General features: G+C 70.9%; 19 protein-coding genes. 2 read left to right on the forward strand and 17 right to left on the reverse strand.

Annotation, left to right across the window (positions count from 1 at the left end; translation table 11 throughout):
- Positions 1-2 precede the first annotated feature (2 nt).
- From DEJ16_RS09270 to ybaK, 16 genes are all read right to left on the reverse strand, one after another.
- A complete protein-coding gene (locus tag DEJ16_RS09270; protein ID WP_110824942.1) occupies positions 3-362 on the reverse strand; it encodes a rhodanese-like domain-containing protein in 360 nt (119 codons plus the stop codon).
- Positions 362-1,360 carry a protein translocase subunit SecF gene (gene secF, locus DEJ16_RS09275; protein ID WP_110824941.1) on the reverse strand — a complete coding sequence of 333 codons (999 nt, stop codon included), beginning with the start codon at positions 1,358-1,360 and terminating at the stop codon, positions 362-364. The genes DEJ16_RS09270 and secF overlap by 1 nt, the downstream gene beginning before the upstream one ends.
- Positions 1,360-3,105, reverse strand: coding sequence for a protein translocase subunit SecD (gene secD / locus DEJ16_RS09280; protein WP_110824940.1), 1,746 nt, complete (start codon positions 3,103-3,105; stop codon positions 1,360-1,362). Before secD ends, secF begins: the two co-directional genes overlap by 1 nt.
- A gap of 93 nt (positions 3,106-3,198) precedes the next feature.
- Positions 3,199-3,585 (reverse strand): preprotein translocase subunit YajC, encoded by a 387-nt coding sequence (gene yajC, locus DEJ16_RS09285; RefSeq protein WP_110824939.1) that lies wholly within the window; start codon positions 3,583-3,585, stop codon positions 3,199-3,201.
- A 67-nt stretch (positions 3,586-3,652) separates the two neighbouring features.
- A complete protein-coding gene (ruvB, locus tag DEJ16_RS09290; RefSeq protein WP_110824938.1) occupies positions 3,653-4,690 on the reverse strand; it encodes a Holliday junction branch migration DNA helicase RuvB in 1,038 nt (345 codons plus the stop codon).
- Entirely contained in the window at positions 4,687-5,307 is a 621-nt protein-coding gene (ruvA, locus tag DEJ16_RS09295; protein WP_110824937.1) for a Holliday junction branch migration protein RuvA, read from the reverse strand. Before ruvA ends, ruvB begins: the two co-directional genes overlap by 4 nt.
- Entirely contained in the window at positions 5,304-5,936 is a 633-nt protein-coding gene (gene ruvC, locus DEJ16_RS09300) for a crossover junction endodeoxyribonuclease RuvC (protein WP_110824936.1), read from the reverse strand. The genes ruvA and ruvC overlap by 4 nt, the downstream gene beginning before the upstream one ends.
- Positions 5,937-5,940: 4 nt before the next feature.
- A complete protein-coding gene (locus DEJ16_RS09305; protein ID WP_110824935.1) occupies positions 5,941-6,705 on the reverse strand; it encodes a YebC/PmpR family DNA-binding transcriptional regulator in 765 nt (254 codons plus the stop codon).
- Between the two features lie 98 nt (positions 6,706-6,803).
- A complete protein-coding gene (pdxT, locus tag DEJ16_RS09310) occupies positions 6,804-7,403 on the reverse strand; it encodes a pyridoxal 5'-phosphate synthase glutaminase subunit PdxT (protein ID WP_110824934.1) in 600 nt (199 codons plus the stop codon).
- Entirely contained in the window at positions 7,393-8,310 is a 918-nt protein-coding gene (gene pdxS, locus DEJ16_RS09315) for a pyridoxal 5'-phosphate synthase lyase subunit PdxS (RefSeq protein WP_110824933.1), read from the reverse strand. The genes pdxT and pdxS overlap by 11 nt, the downstream gene beginning before the upstream one ends.
- Before the next feature lie 12 nt (positions 8,311-8,322).
- Positions 8,323-8,901: an HIT domain-containing protein gene (locus tag DEJ16_RS09320; RefSeq protein WP_110824932.1), complete on the reverse strand. Its 579-nt coding sequence runs from the start codon at positions 8,899-8,901 to the stop codon at positions 8,323-8,325.
- Positions 8,901-10,889 carry a threonine--tRNA ligase gene (gene thrS, locus DEJ16_RS09325; protein ID WP_110825199.1) on the reverse strand — a complete coding sequence of 663 codons (1,989 nt, stop codon included), beginning with the start codon at positions 10,887-10,889 and terminating at the stop codon, positions 8,901-8,903. Before thrS ends, DEJ16_RS09320 begins: the two co-directional genes overlap by 1 nt.
- A 141-nt stretch (positions 10,890-11,030) precedes the next feature.
- Positions 11,031-11,573, reverse strand: coding sequence for an adenine phosphoribosyltransferase (locus tag DEJ16_RS09330; RefSeq protein ID WP_110824931.1), 543 nt, complete (start codon positions 11,571-11,573; stop codon positions 11,031-11,033).
- Positions 11,574-11,695: 122 nt separating this feature from the next.
- The gene (locus DEJ16_RS09335; RefSeq protein WP_110824930.1) at positions 11,696-11,941 is read right to left on the reverse strand and encodes a hypothetical protein; all 246 of its coding nucleotides are present in this window, start codon (positions 11,939-11,941) and stop codon (positions 11,696-11,698) included.
- Positions 11,942-12,689: 748 nt separating this feature from the next.
- Positions 12,690-15,281 carry an ATP-dependent Clp protease ATP-binding subunit gene (locus tag DEJ16_RS09340; RefSeq protein WP_110824929.1) on the reverse strand — a complete coding sequence of 864 codons (2,592 nt, stop codon included), beginning with the start codon at positions 15,279-15,281 and terminating at the stop codon, positions 12,690-12,692.
- 96 nt (positions 15,282-15,377) lie between these two features.
- A complete protein-coding gene (gene ybaK, locus DEJ16_RS09345; RefSeq protein ID WP_110824928.1) occupies positions 15,378-15,863 on the reverse strand; it encodes a Cys-tRNA(Pro) deacylase in 486 nt (161 codons plus the stop codon).
- A gap of 67 nt (positions 15,864-15,930) precedes the next feature.
- Here ybaK and DEJ16_RS15770 point away from each other — a divergent pair, with 67 nt between their 5' ends.
- Positions 15,931-16,266, forward strand: coding sequence for a DUF6412 domain-containing protein (locus DEJ16_RS15770; protein WP_181419540.1), 336 nt, complete (start codon positions 15,931-15,933; stop codon positions 16,264-16,266).
- Between the two features lie 56 nt (positions 16,267-16,322).
- Positions 16,323-17,066, forward strand: a complete 744-nt coding sequence (yidC, locus tag DEJ16_RS09350; protein WP_110889801.1) for a membrane protein insertase YidC — start codon at positions 16,323-16,325, stop codon at positions 17,064-17,066.
- A 30-nt stretch (positions 17,067-17,096) separates the two neighbouring features.
- Here the strand turns inward: yidC and DEJ16_RS09355 are convergent, their stop codons facing one another.
- Complete coding sequence (locus DEJ16_RS09355; protein WP_110824926.1) at positions 17,097-17,357, reverse strand: hypothetical protein; 261 nt, start codon at positions 17,355-17,357, stop codon at positions 17,097-17,099.
- Positions 17,358-17,427: the final 70 nt, after the last annotated feature.

Genomic DNA, 17,427 nt, shown 5'->3' on the forward strand with positions numbered 1-17,427 from the left:
GGTCAGTGCTCGTGACCACGTTCGCCGTCAGCGGCGGGAGTCCGTCCGGGGCGGACCACCGGGGCGCCGGACTGCTCCCACGCCACCATCCCGCCGGCGAGACTGACCGCCGGGACCCCGGCACGCTCGAGCGCGGCGACGACCTGGGCCGAGCGGTACCCGCTGTGGCACACGACGACCGCGGGGTGCTCGTCGTCGGCGGGCACCTCGGCCCACCGCGCCTGCAGCTCCGACATCGGCAGCAGCGTCGCCTGCGGTGCGTGCACCTCGTCCCACTCGGACTGCTCGCGCACGTCGATCAGGGGCGCGCCGTCCTCGATCCGCTGGAGCGCGTCGGCCAGTTCGACCTCCTGCGGGCCCATCAGACGTCTGCCCCGGCCTGCACGGGACGCTGCTTCCCGGCCGCCTGCGCCTTCTTCGCGTCGCTCGCGAGGACCTTGGGCTCGTTCTCGCGGAGGTGCGCGTACATGGGCGCCGCCAGGAAGATCGTCGAGTAGGTGCCGACGATGATGCCGATGAAGAGCGCGAGGGAGATGTCCCGCAGGGTGCCGGCGCCGAGGACGTACGACCCGATGAAGAGGATCGCCGCGACCGGCAGCAGCGCCACGACCGAGGTGTTGATCGACCGGACGAGCGTCTGGTTGATCGCGAGGTTGACGGACTGCTTGAACGTCCGGTGCGACTCGATCGCCGTGTTCTCGCGGACCTTGTCGAAGACCACGACCGTGTCGTAGAGCGAGTAGCCGAGGATCGTCAGGAAGCCGATGACGGCCGCGGGAGTGACCTCGAGACCGACGATGCCGTACACGCCGGCCGTGATGAGCAGGTCGTGGACGAGCGCGGTCATCGCCGCGAGCGACATCTTCCAGGTGCGGAAGTACAGCGCCATGAACACGGCGGCCAGGGCGAGGAAGATCACGAGACCGCGGATGGCCTGCGCCAGGACGTCCGCGCCCCACGTCGCTCCGATGAAGGTCGCGGCGACCTGGGACTCCGGCACGTCGTACGCGGCCGCGAGGTCCGAGGCGATCTCGTCGGTCTGCGCGTTCGTGAGCTGACCGGTCTGCACGCGGATGCCGTGGGTCCCGAGCTGCGAGACACGCGGTGCCTCGTCCGACACCACGCGCTCGACGGTCTCGGTGGCGATGTTCTGGTCGGTGGACTCGGCGTCCGAGACCGTGAACTCGGAGCCGCCGGTGAACTCGATGCCGAGCTGGTACCCGCCACGGAGCCACGGCACCGCGAGGGAGATCACGATGCAGGCGACCGCGATGAGGTACCACGTCTTCCGCCGTCCCACGAAGTCGTAGGACCGCTTGCCCGTGTAGAGGTCACTGCCGAACTGGCTGAAGCTCGCCATCAGCTGTCCTTCCCGTTGCCGGTGTCGTTGCCCGTGCTGCCGGATGCCTTGCGCTCGGCGATGGTCTGGCGGCGGGCGGCCTCACGCGCACTGCGCTGCCGCTTGCCGTCGACGATGGGTGCGCGGAACTGCGCGCGGCCGCGGTAGACCGCGCCGAGGGCGGCCGGGTCGAGACCGCTGAACGTGTGCCCCTCACCGAAGAACCGGCTGCGGGCGATGAGCTGCATCATCGGGTGCGTGAACAGCGCCACGACGACGACGTCGATGAGGGTGGTCAGGAGGAGCGTGAACGCGAACCCCTTCACGTCGCTCACCGCGAGCACGTAGAGCGTCACGGCGGCGAGGAAGTTGACCGAGTCGGAGGCGAGGATCGTGCGGAGCGCACGCTTCCAACCGGACTCGACCGCGCTCTCGAGGGCTCGACCGTCGCGGAGCTCGTCACGGATGCGCTCGAAGTAGACGATGAACGAGTCCGCCGTGATGCCGATCGCGACGATCAGGCCGGCGACACCCGCGAGCGAGAGCCGGTAGTCGACCCGCCAGGACATGATCGCGATGACCAGGTACGTCAGGGCTGCGGCGACGCCGAGCGACAGGACCGTGACGAACGCCAGCGCCCGGTACTGGATGACCGAGTAGATGATGACCAGCACGAGACCGATGAGGCCGGCGACGAGACCGCCGACGAGCTGTGCGGTGCCGAGCGTGGCCGAGATGACCTCGTTCGACTGCACCTGGAAGTTGATCGGCAGTGCGCCGTACTTCAGCTGGTCGGCGAGGGTCTTCGAGGAGTCCGCGGTGAACGCGCCGGTGATCTGGGCCTTGCCGTTCGTGATCGCCGCGTTCGTCGACGGTGCCGTGATGACCGTGCCGTCCAGGACGATGGCGAACTGGTTCTGCGGCTGCGCGAGCGAGACGAGGCGGTTCGTGACCGTCGCGAAGTCCTTGGTGCCGGCGCCGTTGAAGGTCAGGTTGACGGCCCACTCGCCCGTCGTCGTGCCCTGCGAGTTCGAGGCGAGGCCGGAGGTGGCGTTGCTGATGTCCGCGCCGGAGACCTCGACCGGGCCGAGGATGTACTTCGCGGTGCCGTCGGCGTCACACGTCACGAGCGGCTCGTCGTCCGGGGCGGCGGTCACGTCGTCCGGGGCGGAGCACTTGTAGTTCGTGTACAGGTCCTGCAGCTTGGGCGTCACCCAGGCCAGGTCGCTGCCGTTGGTCGGCTCGGCGCTCGGACTGGCCTGGAGCGATGCGGGCGGCGAGTACGGCGTCGGGGACGCGGACTGCGAGCCGTCGTCGCCGACGGCGCTGTCCGACGCGGCCTCGGTGTAGAGCACCGGACGGAAGGTCAGCTTCGCTGCGGCCTCGATGCGCTGGATGGTCTCCTGGTCGGGCTTGCCGGGGATCGAGACGACGATGTTGTTGGCGCCCTGGGTGTTGATCTCGGACTCCGAGACACCGGTGGCGTCGATGCGCTGGCGGATGATGTTCACCGCCTGCTGCAGCTGCTCCGAGGTGACGGCCGACCCCTCGGTGCTCTGTGCCGCGAGGGTGATCTGGGTCCCGCCCTGCAGGTCGAGCGCGAGCTCCGGGACCCAACTCGCCCCGTCGTACCACTTGTCGGAGGCGTCCTTCGACGTGCTCGCGAGGATCGACGCTGCGGTGTTCAGCCCCGCGAGGATCGCCAGGATGATCACCAACCAGGTGAGCGAGCGGAGCGCCTTCTTGACGGGTGTCGATCGTGCCACCGGTCGTCTCGTCTTTCTGTCGTGAGCCCCGCACGTCGGAACGCACGGGGCCCATGGTGTCGCACCGTCGGGTGGTCCCGACGGCGTCGTCGGTCAGTCTTCGGTCTTGCGCTTCGTGGTGTCGACGTCCTCGACCCGCTCGCCGTAGATCGGCTCGCCGTTCAGCTCGGTGACGTGGTCCGCCGCGGGCTCGGTCGTGGTGGTCGTCTCGACGGCCTCGGGAGTCTCCTCCGGCACGACGCGGGACAGGGTCTGGCGGTGCACCGTGACGACGGTGCCCGGTGCGATCTCGACGTCTGCGGTGACCTTCTCGTCGTCGACGGACACGAGCGTGCCGTAGAGGCCGAACGAGAGCATGACACGGGCACCGGGGACCATCTGGCTGGCGGTCTCCGACTGCTGCTTCTTGCGCTTGCGGCTGCTGTAGAACATGAAGGCCGCGAACGCCACGATGATGATGATGAGGAAGTACTGGTCCATGGGGACCCTCCGGTCGGTCGAGCGGTTTCGGGCGCGAGCAGTCTAGAGCACGCAGATGTCCGGTCCTTCACGCACCGTCGGCGTCGAACAACCCCGGCTGTGCTGCGGCCTGTCCGGGCGTGAGCCCGAAGTGCCGCCAGGCCTGCGGGGTCGCGATGCGGCCGCGCGGGGTCCGCGTGACGAGCCCGATGCGGACGAGGAACGGCTCGACGACCGACTCGATCGTCTCGGACTCCTCGCCGACGGACACCGCGAGCGTGTTGAGCCCGACCGGGCCGCCGTCGAAGCGGGTGAGCATCGTCTCGAGCACGGCGCGGTCGAGCCGGTCCAGGCCGTACTCGTCGACGTCGTACAGGTCGAGTGCGCCCTGGACCGCGGCCATGCCGTCCCGGGTGCCGTGCACGAGCGCGAAGTCGCGGACCCGTCGCAGCAGACGGTTCGCGATGCGCGGGGTCCCGCGGGAGCGCCCGGCGATCTCCCGCAGGGCGTACCGGTCGAAGTCGAGTTCCAGCAGGTGGGCGGCGCGGATGAGGACCTGCTCGAGCTCGTCACGCTCGTAGAACTCCAGGTGCGCGGTGAAGCCGAAGCGGTCGCGCAGGGGGTTCGGCAGGAGTCCGGCCCGGGTGGTCGCACCGACGAGGGTGAACGGGGCGAGGTCGAGCGGGATGCTCGTCGCACCGGCGCCCTTGCCGACCATGACGTCGATGCGGAAGTCCTCCATCGCGAGGTAGAGCATCTCCTCGGCCGATCGGGCCATCCGGTGGATCTCGTCGATGAACAGCACCTCGCCGGGCATGAGCGACGAGAGGACGGCGGCGAGGTCACCTGCGTGCTGGATCGCCGGGCCGCTCGACATCCGCAGGGGGCGGTTCGACTCGTGCGCCACGATCATCGCGAGCGTCGTCTTGCCGAGTCCGGGCGGTCCGGCCATCAGGATGTGGTCCGGCGTCCGGTCCTGCATGGCAGCGGCCTTGAGGAGCAGGTCCAACTGCCCGCGGACCTTCCGCTGCCCGACGAACTCGTCGAGGGACTTCGGGCGGAGCGCTCCCTCGAACGCGAGCTCCTCGGGCGACTGGGCGTCGGCCGCGGTGATGCCGCCGCTCATCGACCGGCACCCGCCGGTCGGAGCGTGCCGAGCGCGGCGCGGAGGAGCGCCTGCGTCCCCATCTGGGCGACGCCGGGCTCGTTCGCGACGGCGTCGTCGACGGCCGACCGGGCGGCCTCCTCGCGCCAGCCGAGCCCGACCAGTGCGATGACGACGTCCTCGGAGGCGGGGTGCGCGGCGACCGCACCGGCGGCAGCCGAGGCGGTCGGCGCCTCGAACGCGGCGAGCTTGCCGGCGAGGGCGACGATGATGAGCTTGGCCGTCTTCGGACCGATCCCGGAGACCTTCCGGAACGCGGCGTCGTCGTCGTTCGCGACGGCGTTCGCCACCTGTGCCGCGGTCATCTGCCCGAGGACGCCGAGGGCGGACTTCGGCCCGACGCCGGAGACGCTGCGCAGCAGGTCGAACACGCGGAGCGCCTCGACCGAGTCGAAGCCGAACAGCTCGAAGGCGTCGTCCCGGACGATGAGCGCCGTGCGGACGAACACCTCTGCGCCGTGACGCATGGTCAGGGCGTGCGCCGGCGTGACCGTCACCGCGTACCCGACTCCCCCGACCTCGACCACGGCGGTCGATCCGGCCACGTCGATGCAGGTGCCCCGGAGACTCGCGATCATGCCCCGAGCCTAGGGCGGACCGCGGACGTCCTCGGACCGCCGCTCCGCACGAGCGGGGACGCCGCGCTCCGCCCGGCTGCACCGGCCTGCGCGTCACGCCACGCGCGCTGCGCGGGCGTGAGCGTCTGCGTGCCGGTGCTGACGGCGTCCGGCGAGCCGAGCCTCCAGGCATGGCACACCGCGAGGGCGAGCGCGTCCGCGGCGTCCGCCGGCCTCGGTGCCTCGGCCAGGCCGAGGACCCGCGCGACCATCGCCTGCACCTGCCGCTTGTCCGCGTTGCCGTACCCGGTGATGGCGGCCTTGACCTCGGACGGAGTGTGCAGCCCGACCGGCAGCCCGCGCGCCGCTGCGGCGTGCAGGGCGAGCCCGGACGCCTGCGCGGTCCCCATCACGGTGCGCACGTTCGCCTGGGCGAAGACGCGTTCCACGGCGACGGCGTCCGGACGGTGCGTGTCGATCTGCTCCGCGATGCCCTCCGCGATCGCGAGCAACCGCAGTTCCAGGGCCATGTCCGCCGGGGTGCGGACGACCGTCACGTGCACGAGGCGGGCGCGCCGATCCGGCGTGACCTCGACCACGCCGACCCCGCACCGGGTGAGCCCGGGGTCCACCCCGAGCACGCGGAGCACGGTCTTATTCCTCGTCCTCGTCGAGCTCGGCCTGCACGTCGGCGGGCACGTCGAAGTTCGCGTACACGTTCTGCACGTCGTCCGAGTCCTCGAGCGCGTCGATGAGCTTGAACACCTTGCGGGCGGTGTCGGCGTCGACCTCGACCTTGAGGTTCGGCACGAACTCGGCGTCGGCGGAGTCGTAGTCGATCCCTGCGTCCTGCAGGGCCGTGCGTGCCTGGACGAGGTCGGACGCCTCGGTGATGACCTCGAAGCCGCCGCCCTGGTCGATGACGTCCTCGACACCCGCGTCGAGCACGGCCGTCATGACGTCGTCCTCGGAGAGCCCGTCGGTCTTCGTGACCGAGATGACACCCTTGCGGTTGAAGTTGTAGGCGACACTGCCCGGGTCGGCCATGGTGCCGCCGTTGCGCGACATCGCGGTCCGGACCTCAGCCGCAGCGCGGTTCTTGTTGTCGGTGAGGCACTCGATGAGCAGCGCGACGCCGTTCGGGCCGTAGCCCTCGTACATGATCGTCGTGTACTCGATCGACTCACCGGTCAGGCCGGCGCCGCGCTTGACGGCACGGTCGATGTTGTCGTTCGGCACCGAGGTCTTCTTGGCCTTCTGGACCGCGTCGACCAGCGTCGGGTTGCCCGACATGTCGGCGCCGCCCATCTTCGCGGCGACCTCGATGTTCTTGATGAGCTTGGCGAACGACTTCGCACGGCGCTGGTCGATGACCGCCTTCTTGTGCTTGGTCGTTGCCCACTTGGAATGCCCGGACACGGTTCTCCTTGCGTCTAGCCGAAAATCCGGTCCAGTCTACCGACCCGGGAGGCTCGGCCGCCCTCCGCCTCGCTGGCGCGGCCAACCGGCGGCCCGGCTCAGGCGGAACGGACCAGGTCGAGGAAGCGCCGGTGGAAGCGGTCCTCCCCCGCGACCTCCGGGTGGAAGGCGCTCGCCAGCACGTTGCCCTGCTGCACCGCGACGACCTGCCCGTCGGTCAGCGCCCCGAGCACGCGCACGTCGATGCCGTGCTCCTCGACCACGGGCGCCCGGATGAACACCGCGTGCACGGGGTCCGCGCCGAGTTCCGGCATCGGGATGTCCGTCTCGAACGAGTCGTTCTGGTTGCCGAAGGCGTTGCGTCGGACCGTCGTGTCGAGGATCCCGAGCGTGTGCTGCCCGGCGATGCCGTCGGTGATCCGCGCGCTCAGCATGATCATGCCCGCGCAGGTGCCGTAGGCCGGTAGGCCACCGCGGATGGCATCGGCGAGCGGTTCCGCAAGGCCGAACGTCCGGGACAGCTTGTCCATCACGCTCGACTCACCGCCGGGGATGACGACGCCGTCGAGCGCCGCCAACTCCTCCGGACGGCGGAGCGGCACGACGTCGGCGCCGAGCTCCGTGAGGGACGAGATGTGCTCGCGGAAGTCCCCCTGCAGGGCGAGGACGCCGATCCGGGGCGCGGCGTTACCAGCCACGCTCGGCGAGACGGTGCGGCGCGGGGACGTCGGCCACGTTGATGCCGACCATCGCCTCGCCCAGCCCACGCGAGACCTCGGCGATGACCTTCGGGTCGTCGTGGAAGGTCACGGCCTTGACGATCGCCGCGGCGCGCTTGGCCGGGTCACCGGACTTGAAGATGCCGGAGCCGACGAACACGCCGTCCGCGCCGAGCTGCATCATCATCGCGGCGTCGGCGGGGGTGGCGACACCACCGGCGGTGAAGAGCACCACCGGGAGTGAGCCGGTCTGCGCGACCTCCTTCACGACGTCGTACGGGGCCTGCAGCTCCTTGGCGGCGACGTAGAGCTCGTCCTCCTTGAGGTTCCGCAGCGCCGCGATCTCCTTCGAGATGGTGCGGATGTGGCGCGTGGCCTCGGACACGTCGCCGGTGCCGGCCTCGCCCTTGGAGCGGATCATGGCCGCGCCCTCGGTGATGCGGCGGAGGGCCTCGCCGAGGTTCGTCGCACCGCAGACGAAGGGCGTCGTGAAGCCCCACTTGTCGATGTGGTTGACGTAGTCGGCGGGCGAGAGCACCTCGGACTCGTCGATGTAGTCGACGCCGAGCTCCTGGAGCACCTGGGCCTCGACGAAGTGGCCGATGCGGGCCTTCGCCATGACCGGGATCGACACGGCGGCGATGATCTCCTCGATCATCGACGGGTCGGACATGCGGGCGACACCACCCTGCGCACGGATGTCGGCCGGGACGCGCTCGAGGGCCATGACGGCGGTGGCGCCGGCTTCCTCGGCAATGCGGGCCTGGTCGGCGTCGATCACGTCCATGATGACGCCGCCCTTGAGCATCTCCGCGAGGCCGCGCTTGACGCGTGAGGACCCGGTGGTCGAAGTGGCGGTGACGGTGCTGGGGGTGCTGTCGCTCATGATCCCCCCAGTCTAGTGCTCCGGCCACCCCTCGGCGACGAGTCGACGGGTCTCGCCGAGCATCTGCGAGAGCGACTTCGTCCGGGCGATGATCGGGAAGAAGTTGGCGTCCGACTGCCACCGCGGCACGATGTGCTGGTGCAGGTGTGCGGCAACACCGGCGCCGGCGACCTCGCCCTGGTTCATCCCGATGTTGAACCCGTCGCAGTGGGCGACCCGGCGGAGGACCCGCATCGCGGTCTGGGTCAGCTCGCCGATCTCCTGCAGTTCCTCCGGCGTCACCTCGTCGTAGAGCGGGACGTGTCGGTACGGGCAGACGAGCAGGTGGCCGTTGTTGTACGGGTACAGGTTGAGCAGCACGTACGCGTGCTCGCCCCGCGCGACGATGAGGGCTTCACGATCGGACTTCCGCGGTGCCTCGCAGAACGGGCAGTCGTCACGGTGCCCGCGACCCTCGCCCGCCCGGCCGGCGTCGATGTACGCCATCCGGTGCGGGTTCCACAGGCGCTGGAAGGCGTCCGGGACCGCCGCCTGGGTGGCGGCGTCCCGGATCACCAGCGGGTCGCCCTCGTCGTCGAGCGGGCCGGACATCAGACCTGCACGCGGTCGCGGATGGCCGTCGTGATGCGCTCGACGGCCTCGTCCACGGGCACGCCGTTGTCCTGGCGGCCGTCCCGGAACCGGAAGCTGACGGCCCCGGCGTCGCGGTCGTCGCCGCCCGCGATGAGCTGGAACGGCACCTTCGCCTTGGTGTGCGTTCGGATCTTCTTCTGCATGCGGTCGTCCGAGTGGTCGACCTCGGCGCGCACGCCCTTCGCACGGAGCTTCGCGACCACCTCGTCGAGGTAGTCGCCGTACTCCTCGGCGACGGGGATCGCGACGACCTGCACCGGGGACAGCCAGACCGGGAACGCCCCCGCGTAGTGCTCGGTCAGGACGCCGAAGAACCGCTCGATCGACCCGAACAGGGCACGGTGGATCATCACCGGGCGCTGACGGGTGCCGTCGGCAGCCGTGTACTCGATGCCGAACCGCTCGGGGAGGTTGAAGTCGAGCTGCACGGTGGACATCTGCCAGGTGCGGCCGATGGCGTCGCGCGCCTGCACGGAGATCTTCGGGCCGTAGAAGGCCGCACCGGCGGGGTCGGCGACGAGTTCGAGCCCGGACTCCTCGGCGACCTCGCGCAGGGTGTTCGTAGCGACCTCCCAGACCTCGTCGTCGCCGACGTACTTCTCGGGGTCCTTGGTGGAGAGCTCGAGGTAGAAGTCGTCGAGACCGTAGTCGCGGAGCAGGGACAGCACGAACTGGAGGGTCGTGGTGAGCTCCTCCTTCATCTTCTCCTGCGTGGTGAAGATGTGCGCGTCGTCCTGGGTCAGGCCACGGACCCGGGTGAGGCCGTGGATGACGCCGGACTTCTCGTTGCGGTAGACCGTGCCGAACTCGAACATCCGCAGCGGCAGGTCGCGGTAGGAGCGGGCCTGCGACCGGTACGCCAGGATGTGCATCGGGCAGTTCATGGGCTTGAGGTAGTAGTCCGCGCCCTGTCGGGTGACGTTGCCGTCCTCGTCCCGCGCCTCGTCCATGTGCATGGGCGGGAACATGCCGTCCTTGTACCACCCGAGGTGACCGGACTGCTCGAACAGGTCGCCCTTGGTGATGTGCGGCGTGTAGACGAACGAGTAGCCGTTCTCCTCGTGCCGACGACGCGAGTAGTCCTCCATCTCACGGCGGATGATGCCGCCCTTGGGGTGGAAGATCGCGAGGCCCGAGCCGATCTCGTCGGGGAACGAGAACAGGTCGAGTTCGGCGCCGAGCTTGCGGTGGTCGCGCTTCGCCGCCTCCTCGAGGCGCACGAGGTACGCCTTGAGCTGGTCCTTGTCGGGCCAGGCGGTGCCGTACACGCGCTGCAGCTGCGGGTTCTTCTCCGACCCGCGCCAGTAGGCGGCGGCGACGCGCATGAGCTTCGCCGCGTTGCCGATCCACCGGGTGTGCGGGACGTGCGGGCCGCGGCAGAGGTCCTGCCAGACGACCTCGCCGGACTTCGGGTCGACGTTCTCGTACACGGTGAGCTCGCCCGCGCCGACCTCGACGCTCTCGCCCGAGTCGCCATCGGCAGCGGCGCCCTTCAGGCCGATGAGCTCCTGCTTGTAGGGCTCCCCCGCCATGAGCTCGCGGGCCTCGCCGTCCGTCACGACCCGGCGGCGGAAGCGCTGGGCCTGCTTGACGATGCGGTCCATGCCCTTCTCGATCGCCTTGAGGTCCTCGGGCGTGAAGGGCTCGGCCACGTCGAAGTCGTAGTAGAAGCCGTCGGTGACCGGCGGCCCGATGCCGAGCCTCGCGTCCGGGTTGATCTGCTGCACCGCCTGCGCGAGCACGTGCGCGGCGGAGTGCCGGAGGATGTCGAGGCCGTCCTGCTCGTCGAGGGTCACCGGCTCGACGACGTCGCCGGCCGCCACCTCGGCCGCCAGGTCCTTGAGCACACCGGCCACCCGGACGGCGACGACACCGCGGACGCCGTCGAACAGATCGGTGCCCGTCGTGGTCGTCGTCGCGGTGCGGGGCTCGGGTGCCTGGGGCACGTCGGCGGGCTCGGCGGGTTCTGCGGCGACTGACTCGGTCACGATGGTGGGACTCCTCGATCGGATTGGGTGCGTCAAGACTAGTGCGGGCGCGGTCGCCGGACGGCACCGGCGCCGACCCGCGGAGTCCGTCGCCGAGGCTCAGGCCGGCACGGCGCCGAGGGTGGTGACGGGCAGACGCGGTTCGAGCCGCTCGCGGCCGGACAGCCCGTCGAGTTCGATCAGGGCGGCGAACCCGATCGCCTCGTACCCCGCGCGCTCGAGCAGCGTCACGGTCGCGGCCGCCGTGCCCCCGGTGGCGAGGACGTCGTCGACGACGAGCACCCGGGTGCCGGGTTCGAGCTGGCCGGGGCGCAACTCGAGTTCGGCCTCCCCGTACTCGAGCGCGTACTGCTCGCTGAGCACCTCGCCGGGCAGCTTGCCGGCCTTGCGCACGGTCAGGACGCCGACCTGGTGCTGCGCCGCGATGCCGCCGGCGAGGGCGAACCCGCGCGCCTCGATGCCGGCGACGGCCGCGAAACCCGCACCCACCGCGAACGGTGCGGCGAGGGCCTCACAGACGCGCCCGAAGGCGATCGGATCGGCGAACACCGGCGTCACGTCACGGAACAGCACGCCCGGCTTCGGGAAGTCGGGGACGATCTGGGTGAGGCGCTCGACGAGGGCAGCGGCGGTCTCCTTCATGCCGTCAACCGTACGGGCCAACGGGGGTGCGGCCAGGACGCCGACCGGCCGGCTGGAGTCGGGCGGGAGGCGCGGGACGGATCGGTCCCGCGCCTCCCGTCCGCTGGTCGCCACCGGGCGACTCAGCGCCACTGCCGTGGTCCGGTGACGAGGAGCAGCCACTCGGCCTCACGGACGAGACGCGCCTCGTGCTCGCACTGCCGGCGGAGTTCCTCGGCCGGGTCGATCTCGTGGGGCTGTCGCCGCGTGCGGCGGCTCCACACGATGAGGGCGAGTCCGAGCCGGAGCGCCAGACGGTCCGGCAGTGACACCGGCCGGGGCGCGCCGGTGGGCGGCCGGACGGGTCGGAGGAGGGTCTTCGATGACATGGTGTTCTCATTTCAGGGGATTGCCGGAGATCCACGGGATTGCCGGAGGAAGGGTCGACGGAATGACCCGGGAAACGGGTCGGGGAATGACCTGCTGCATTTCGTCGACGATGCCCCGGAGGGCGCGACGGAACACCTCGATCAATGCATGCGGATCCGTTTCTGCATGCGTGCGAGATGCCAGCAGGTCCGGGAACGAACGCGCCGTCCCGTCACCTGGACCGACTCGACGGCGCCGACCGTCGACGACGTCGACGGCGGTGCCGGGCTCGGCTCGGGGACACCCCTCGGAGGAGCGACCGGCGACTGCGGACCAGCGAGCCGGTCCGACAGCACGGGGCGGTCGGCCTGCTCGGCTCGTCAGCGCCGGCGGTCAGTGCCGCCGGAGCAGCACATCCACGAGGAGGTCGGACCGGGCATCGAGCACGAGCAGTGGCTCAGCGTACGAGCCCGTCAGACGGGAGGACGGTCCGGTCAGCAGGAACCGGAGACGGGACCGGTGGTTCCACGGAATGCCCGGAACGGCGTGAGTGTGGTGATCAATGTCGGCCCCCTTTCGGCACGGTTCTGCGGTCGCTCGGACCTTCGGATTCCCGACGCGTCGGAATTCCGTTCGCGTCGGGAGAACACTATCCAGACGCAGGAGGACTCCGCAACCCTTCCCCCGGCATTCCGTGGAATTGCATTCCCGAACACACGACGAAGCCCCCGGCACCGATGGTGCCGGGGGCTTCGTCGTGGGGAGTCGCTAGACCGCGACGGATGCGTCGACCAGTGCGACGACCTCGTCGTCCACGACGTCGATGCGGACCGTGACGCCGTCGTCCGTGGCGCCCTCGACCACCAGCTCCGCGATGCGGTCGTCGACCTCGCGCTGGATGAGACGACGGAGCGGACGGGCGCCGTACTCCGGCTCGTAGCCGTGCTCGGCGAGCCAGTCGGTCGCCGACTCGGACACCGAGAGCACCATGCCCTGCGCCGCCAGCCGGAGCGCCGTGTCCTGCAGGAGCAGCGACACGATCGAGCGCAGCTGCCCGCGCTCGAGCTTGCGGAACAGCACGATCTCGTCGATCCGGTTGATGAACTCCGGCCGCATCGACTCGCGCAGCCTGCCCATCACGCGGTTGCGGAGGTCGTCCTCGGCGTAGCCGCCGTCGGCCGCCACCGAGAAGCCGAGCGCACCCGAGCGGGACGCGAGGAACTCCGACCCGATGTTCGAGGTCATGATGACCACGGTGTTCCGGAAGTCGACCGTCCGGCCCTGTCCGTCGGTGAGCCGTCCGTCGTCGAGCACCTGCAGGAGCAGGTTGAACACGTCCGGGTGCGCCTTCTCGACCTCGTCGAGCAGGATCACCGAGTACGGGTTCCGACGGACGCGCTCGGTCAGCTGCCCGGCCTCGTCGTAGCCGACGTACCCCGGAGGGGCACCGACGAGTCGCGAGACCGTGTGGCGTTCGCCGAACTCGCTCATGTCGAAGCGGAGCATCGCCGACTCGTCCCCGAACAGCGACGAGGCCAGCGCCTTGGCGAGCTCGGTCTTGCCGACACCGGTCGGTCCGAGGAACAGGAAGCTGCCGACCGGGCGACGCGGGTCGCCCATCCCGGTGCGACTGCGTCGGACCGCCTTCGCGATCGCCCGCACGGCGTCGTCCTGGCCGACCACGCGGTCGTGCAGCTCGGACTCCAGGCCCGCGAGGCGGGTCTTGTCGGCCGACCCGAGGCGGGTCACCGGGATCCCGGTGGCGCGGGACACCACGGCTGCGATGTCCGCCTCGGTGATGACGTCGTCCGCGGCGTGCGGTCGGGACGACCGGGCGACCTCGCCCGTGTCGGCGGCGGTGATCCGGGCCTCCAGTCCGGCGATCTCGTCGCGGAGGTCGGACGCCTCCTCGTACTGCTCCTCGGCGACGGCGCGGTCCTTGCGGGCCGTGAGGTCGGCGACCTCGGCCCGGAGCGCGTCGACGTCGACGTCGCCCGACCGGGCGAGGCGACGGCGGGCACCGGCTTGGTCGATGAGGTCGATGGCCTTGTCCGGCAGGTGCCGGTCGGTCACGTAGCGGTGCGAGAGCTCGACGGCCGCTCGGAGCGCCTCGTCGGAGTACGTCACGCCGTGGTGCTCGGCGTAGCGGGGGCTGAGACCGGTGAGGATCGCGACCGCGTCCTCCAAGCTCGGCTCCCCCACCGTCACGGGCTGGAAGCGACGCTCGAGTGCGGCGTCCTTCTCGATGCGGCGGTACTCCTTCAGCGTCGTCGCGCCGACGAGGTGCAGGTCACCGCGGGCGAGGCGCGGCTTGAGGATGTTGCCGGCGTCCATCGAACCGCCCTCGCCGCCACCACCGGCGCCGACGACGGTGTGCAGCTCGTCGACGAAGACGATGAGCTCGTCCGCGTGCGCGGCGATCTCGTCCATCGCCTTGGTCAGGCGCTCCTCGAAGTCACCGCGGTACCGGGTGCCGGCGAGCATGCCGGGCAGGTCGAGCGCGACGACGCGCTTGCCCTGCAGCAGGGCCGGGACGTCGCCGTCGACGATGCGCTGGGCGAGTCCCTCGACGATGGCGGTCTTGCCGACGCCGGGCTCGCCGATGAGGACGGGGTTGTTCTTGGTGCGGCGGAGCAGGATCTCGACGGCCTGCTCGATCTCGTCGGCGCGGCCGATCACCGGGTCGATGCGGCCGTCACGAGCGCGTGCCGTGAGGTCGGTGCCGTACTGGTCGAGCGTCGGGGTCTCCGACTGCTGGTCCTGGTCGGCGGTGGTGGTGCCGGGCATGGGTCGCCCCTCTCGTGCGGCCTCGGCCGCGTCGTGCGCGTAGGACTGCATCACCTGCGGGGTGACGCCGGCGCTCGCGAGGAGTTGCCCCGCGACGGTGTCCTGGTCGGTGACGAGCGCGAAGAAGACGTGCTCGGGGTCGGTGTACGTGCTGCCGAACCCGCGCGCGGCCTGGGTGGCCTCGAGCAGGATCCGTTGCGCGGACGGGGTCAGGGCCGGGCGACCCTCGACACGGTCACCCGACGGCATCGGGAGGCGCTGTTCGACCTCGGCGGCGAACCGCTCGGGGTCGGCACCCGCGGACCGGAGGACGGCCGCGAAGGGCTCGGTGCCGACGAGCACGTGCAGCACGTGCAGCGCGTCGATCTCGTGCTGCCCCTGCTCGACGGCGTACGCGGCCGTCTGCTGGAGCAGCTCGTGGGTGCGCCGGCTGAGGAGCCGGGTGATGTCGACCGGCCGTCCGAACGGCACGGACCGCTGGGACTGACCGGGGTTCTGCGAAGCCGCGAGCAGTCGTGCGAGGAACTCGTCGAACGAGTCGTTGCCGCCGGTCGGGCCGAACGTCTGTGGCAAAGGGACCTCCTGAGGAACTTGAGTGCCTTCGGCTCAATGCAACGCAGGAGGGCCGCGGTCATTCCCGTGTCCGGGAAGAAGTTGCGGCGAGTCGACTCAGGTCCGGGTGATGGCCGCCGTGCTCGCGTCGGTGACGCGCACCAGGTCGGCGGGGACCACCTCGATGTCGAACCCGCGGCGCCCGCCGGACACGAAGATCGTCGCGTGGTCGGCGGCCGACGCGTCCAGCACGGTGCGCAGTCGTGTCCGCTGTCCCACCGGACTGATCCCGCCGACGACGTACCCGGTGCGGCGTTCCGCGAGCGCGGGGTCCGCGAGCGACGCCTTCTTCCCGCCGACGGCCGCCGCGACGGCCTTGAGGTCGAGCCGGTCCGCCACGGGGACGATCGCCACCGCGAGTTCACCGTCGACCGACACCACGAGGGTCTTGAAGACCTGCTCCTCGCGGAGCCCGAGTGCCGCCGCTGCTTCCTCGCCGAAGTTCGTCGCGCTCTCGTGGTGCTCGTAGACGTGCGGCGTGTAGGGGACGCCGGCCCGCTCCAGCGCGACCGTCGCCGGGGTGCTCGGGGAAGCTGCGCTCATGCACCGATCCTGCCCCGCGTCCCCGGCACGTCTCCGGAGGCTCGCGGACGGTACGCTGAGCCGCACCATGACGGTCATCGAGGTGCTGCTCCGCGTGGTCTCCGCGCTGCACGCGCCGGGCCCCGCCGCGCTCGGTCACGCATGGGTCCCTGGTGCACCACCGGCCCTCGCGGTCGCCGTGCTCGGCGTCACCGTCGTGGGCGTCACCGTCGCCGGGATCGCCGCGCTCGCCGCAGCCGCGCTCGTGCTGCGGCTCGTCGCCCTGCTCATCACCGCGGTCGGAGCGGACCGTCTCCCGGTGCCCTCCACGGCACCGGACCTCGTCACCCGGATCGCCTGGAGCGACCCGGATGCGGACGGGCACGTGCGGTCACGGGCTCCGGGGGGCGTCCCGGCGGTCTGACACCGGTCGGTGTCGGGCCGCGCTCGCGCCCGACCCCTCCGATCGAAGGACCATCCATGGACATCACCACCCTGCCCGGCCTCAGCGCCGTGCTGCACGCCGGCGCGGACCTCGTCGCCGTCCTCACCGACGCCCTCACCCCGGTCGCGGGACCGGCAGCAGCGGCGCTCGCCGTCGTCGTGCTGACCCTCGCGGTCCGCGTCCTGCTCGTCCCGCTGTCCGTGCTGCAGGTCCGGGCGGAGCGGGACCGTCGCCGCCTCGCACCGCGGATCGCGGAACTCCGCCGACGTGCCGGTCGCGACACCGCACGGTTCCAGCGGTCACTCCAGGAGCTGTACACGGCCGAACGGGTGGCACCGCTGGCCGGGTGCCTGCCCGTCCTCGCACAGGCACCCGTGGTCTCGCTGCTGTACACGGTCTTCACGCACGCGAGCATCGACGGGACGGTCAACACCCTGCTCCGCGCGTCCCTCGCCGGCATCCCGCTCGCGCAGTCGGCCGTCGCGGTGCTGACGTCCCCGCTGTGGGTGCACGGCTGGCTCGTGCTCGTGCTGCTCGCGGTGCTCGTCGTCGCGGTCGAGCACACGCGTCGGGCACAGCAGCACTGGAACCCGGCGCCTGTCCCCGCTCCGGACGTCACCGTGCCGGGAGCGGCCGTCACGGCCGGGATCGCGCGGTGGGTCCCGTTCGTCTCGGTCGTCTTCGCCGCGGTCGCGCCGCTCGCCGCCGCCCTGTACCTGGTCACGAGCGCCGTGTGGACGCTCGCGGAGCGCGCGGTCCTGCGCCGGCTCGTGCGGTGACGGCGGGCGCGGGGCCGAACGAGCCGCGGGTCAGCCGCCCTGGCCCTCCTGCTGCGGTCCCTGGTCGACCGGGTCGTACTCGGTGTCGCGGCCCTGTTCCTCCTCGGGGAGCGGGACGTGGCGTTCGGTGCCGCTGCCGCCCGGGCTCGTCGCGACGTAGTCGGCCGCGCCGGACTGGGTGTCGTGGCTGAGCGGTTCGAGGGTCTCCTCGTCGACGTCCGCCGGTGTGGAACCGGTGGCGTCGGCGGGCACCGCCGGGTCGGTCGACTGGTCGTTCTGCGCGTCGGTCATCCCTCGGGCGTACTCCCCCCGGTCTGGGTGGGCGCCGACACCGCTGCGGTGGCAGTCTTGCCCCAGGCGT

This window comes from Curtobacterium sp. MCJR17_055 (assembly GCF_003224335.1).
In the GTDB taxonomy this organism is placed as follows: domain Bacteria; phylum Actinomycetota; class Actinomycetes; order Actinomycetales; family Microbacteriaceae; genus Curtobacterium.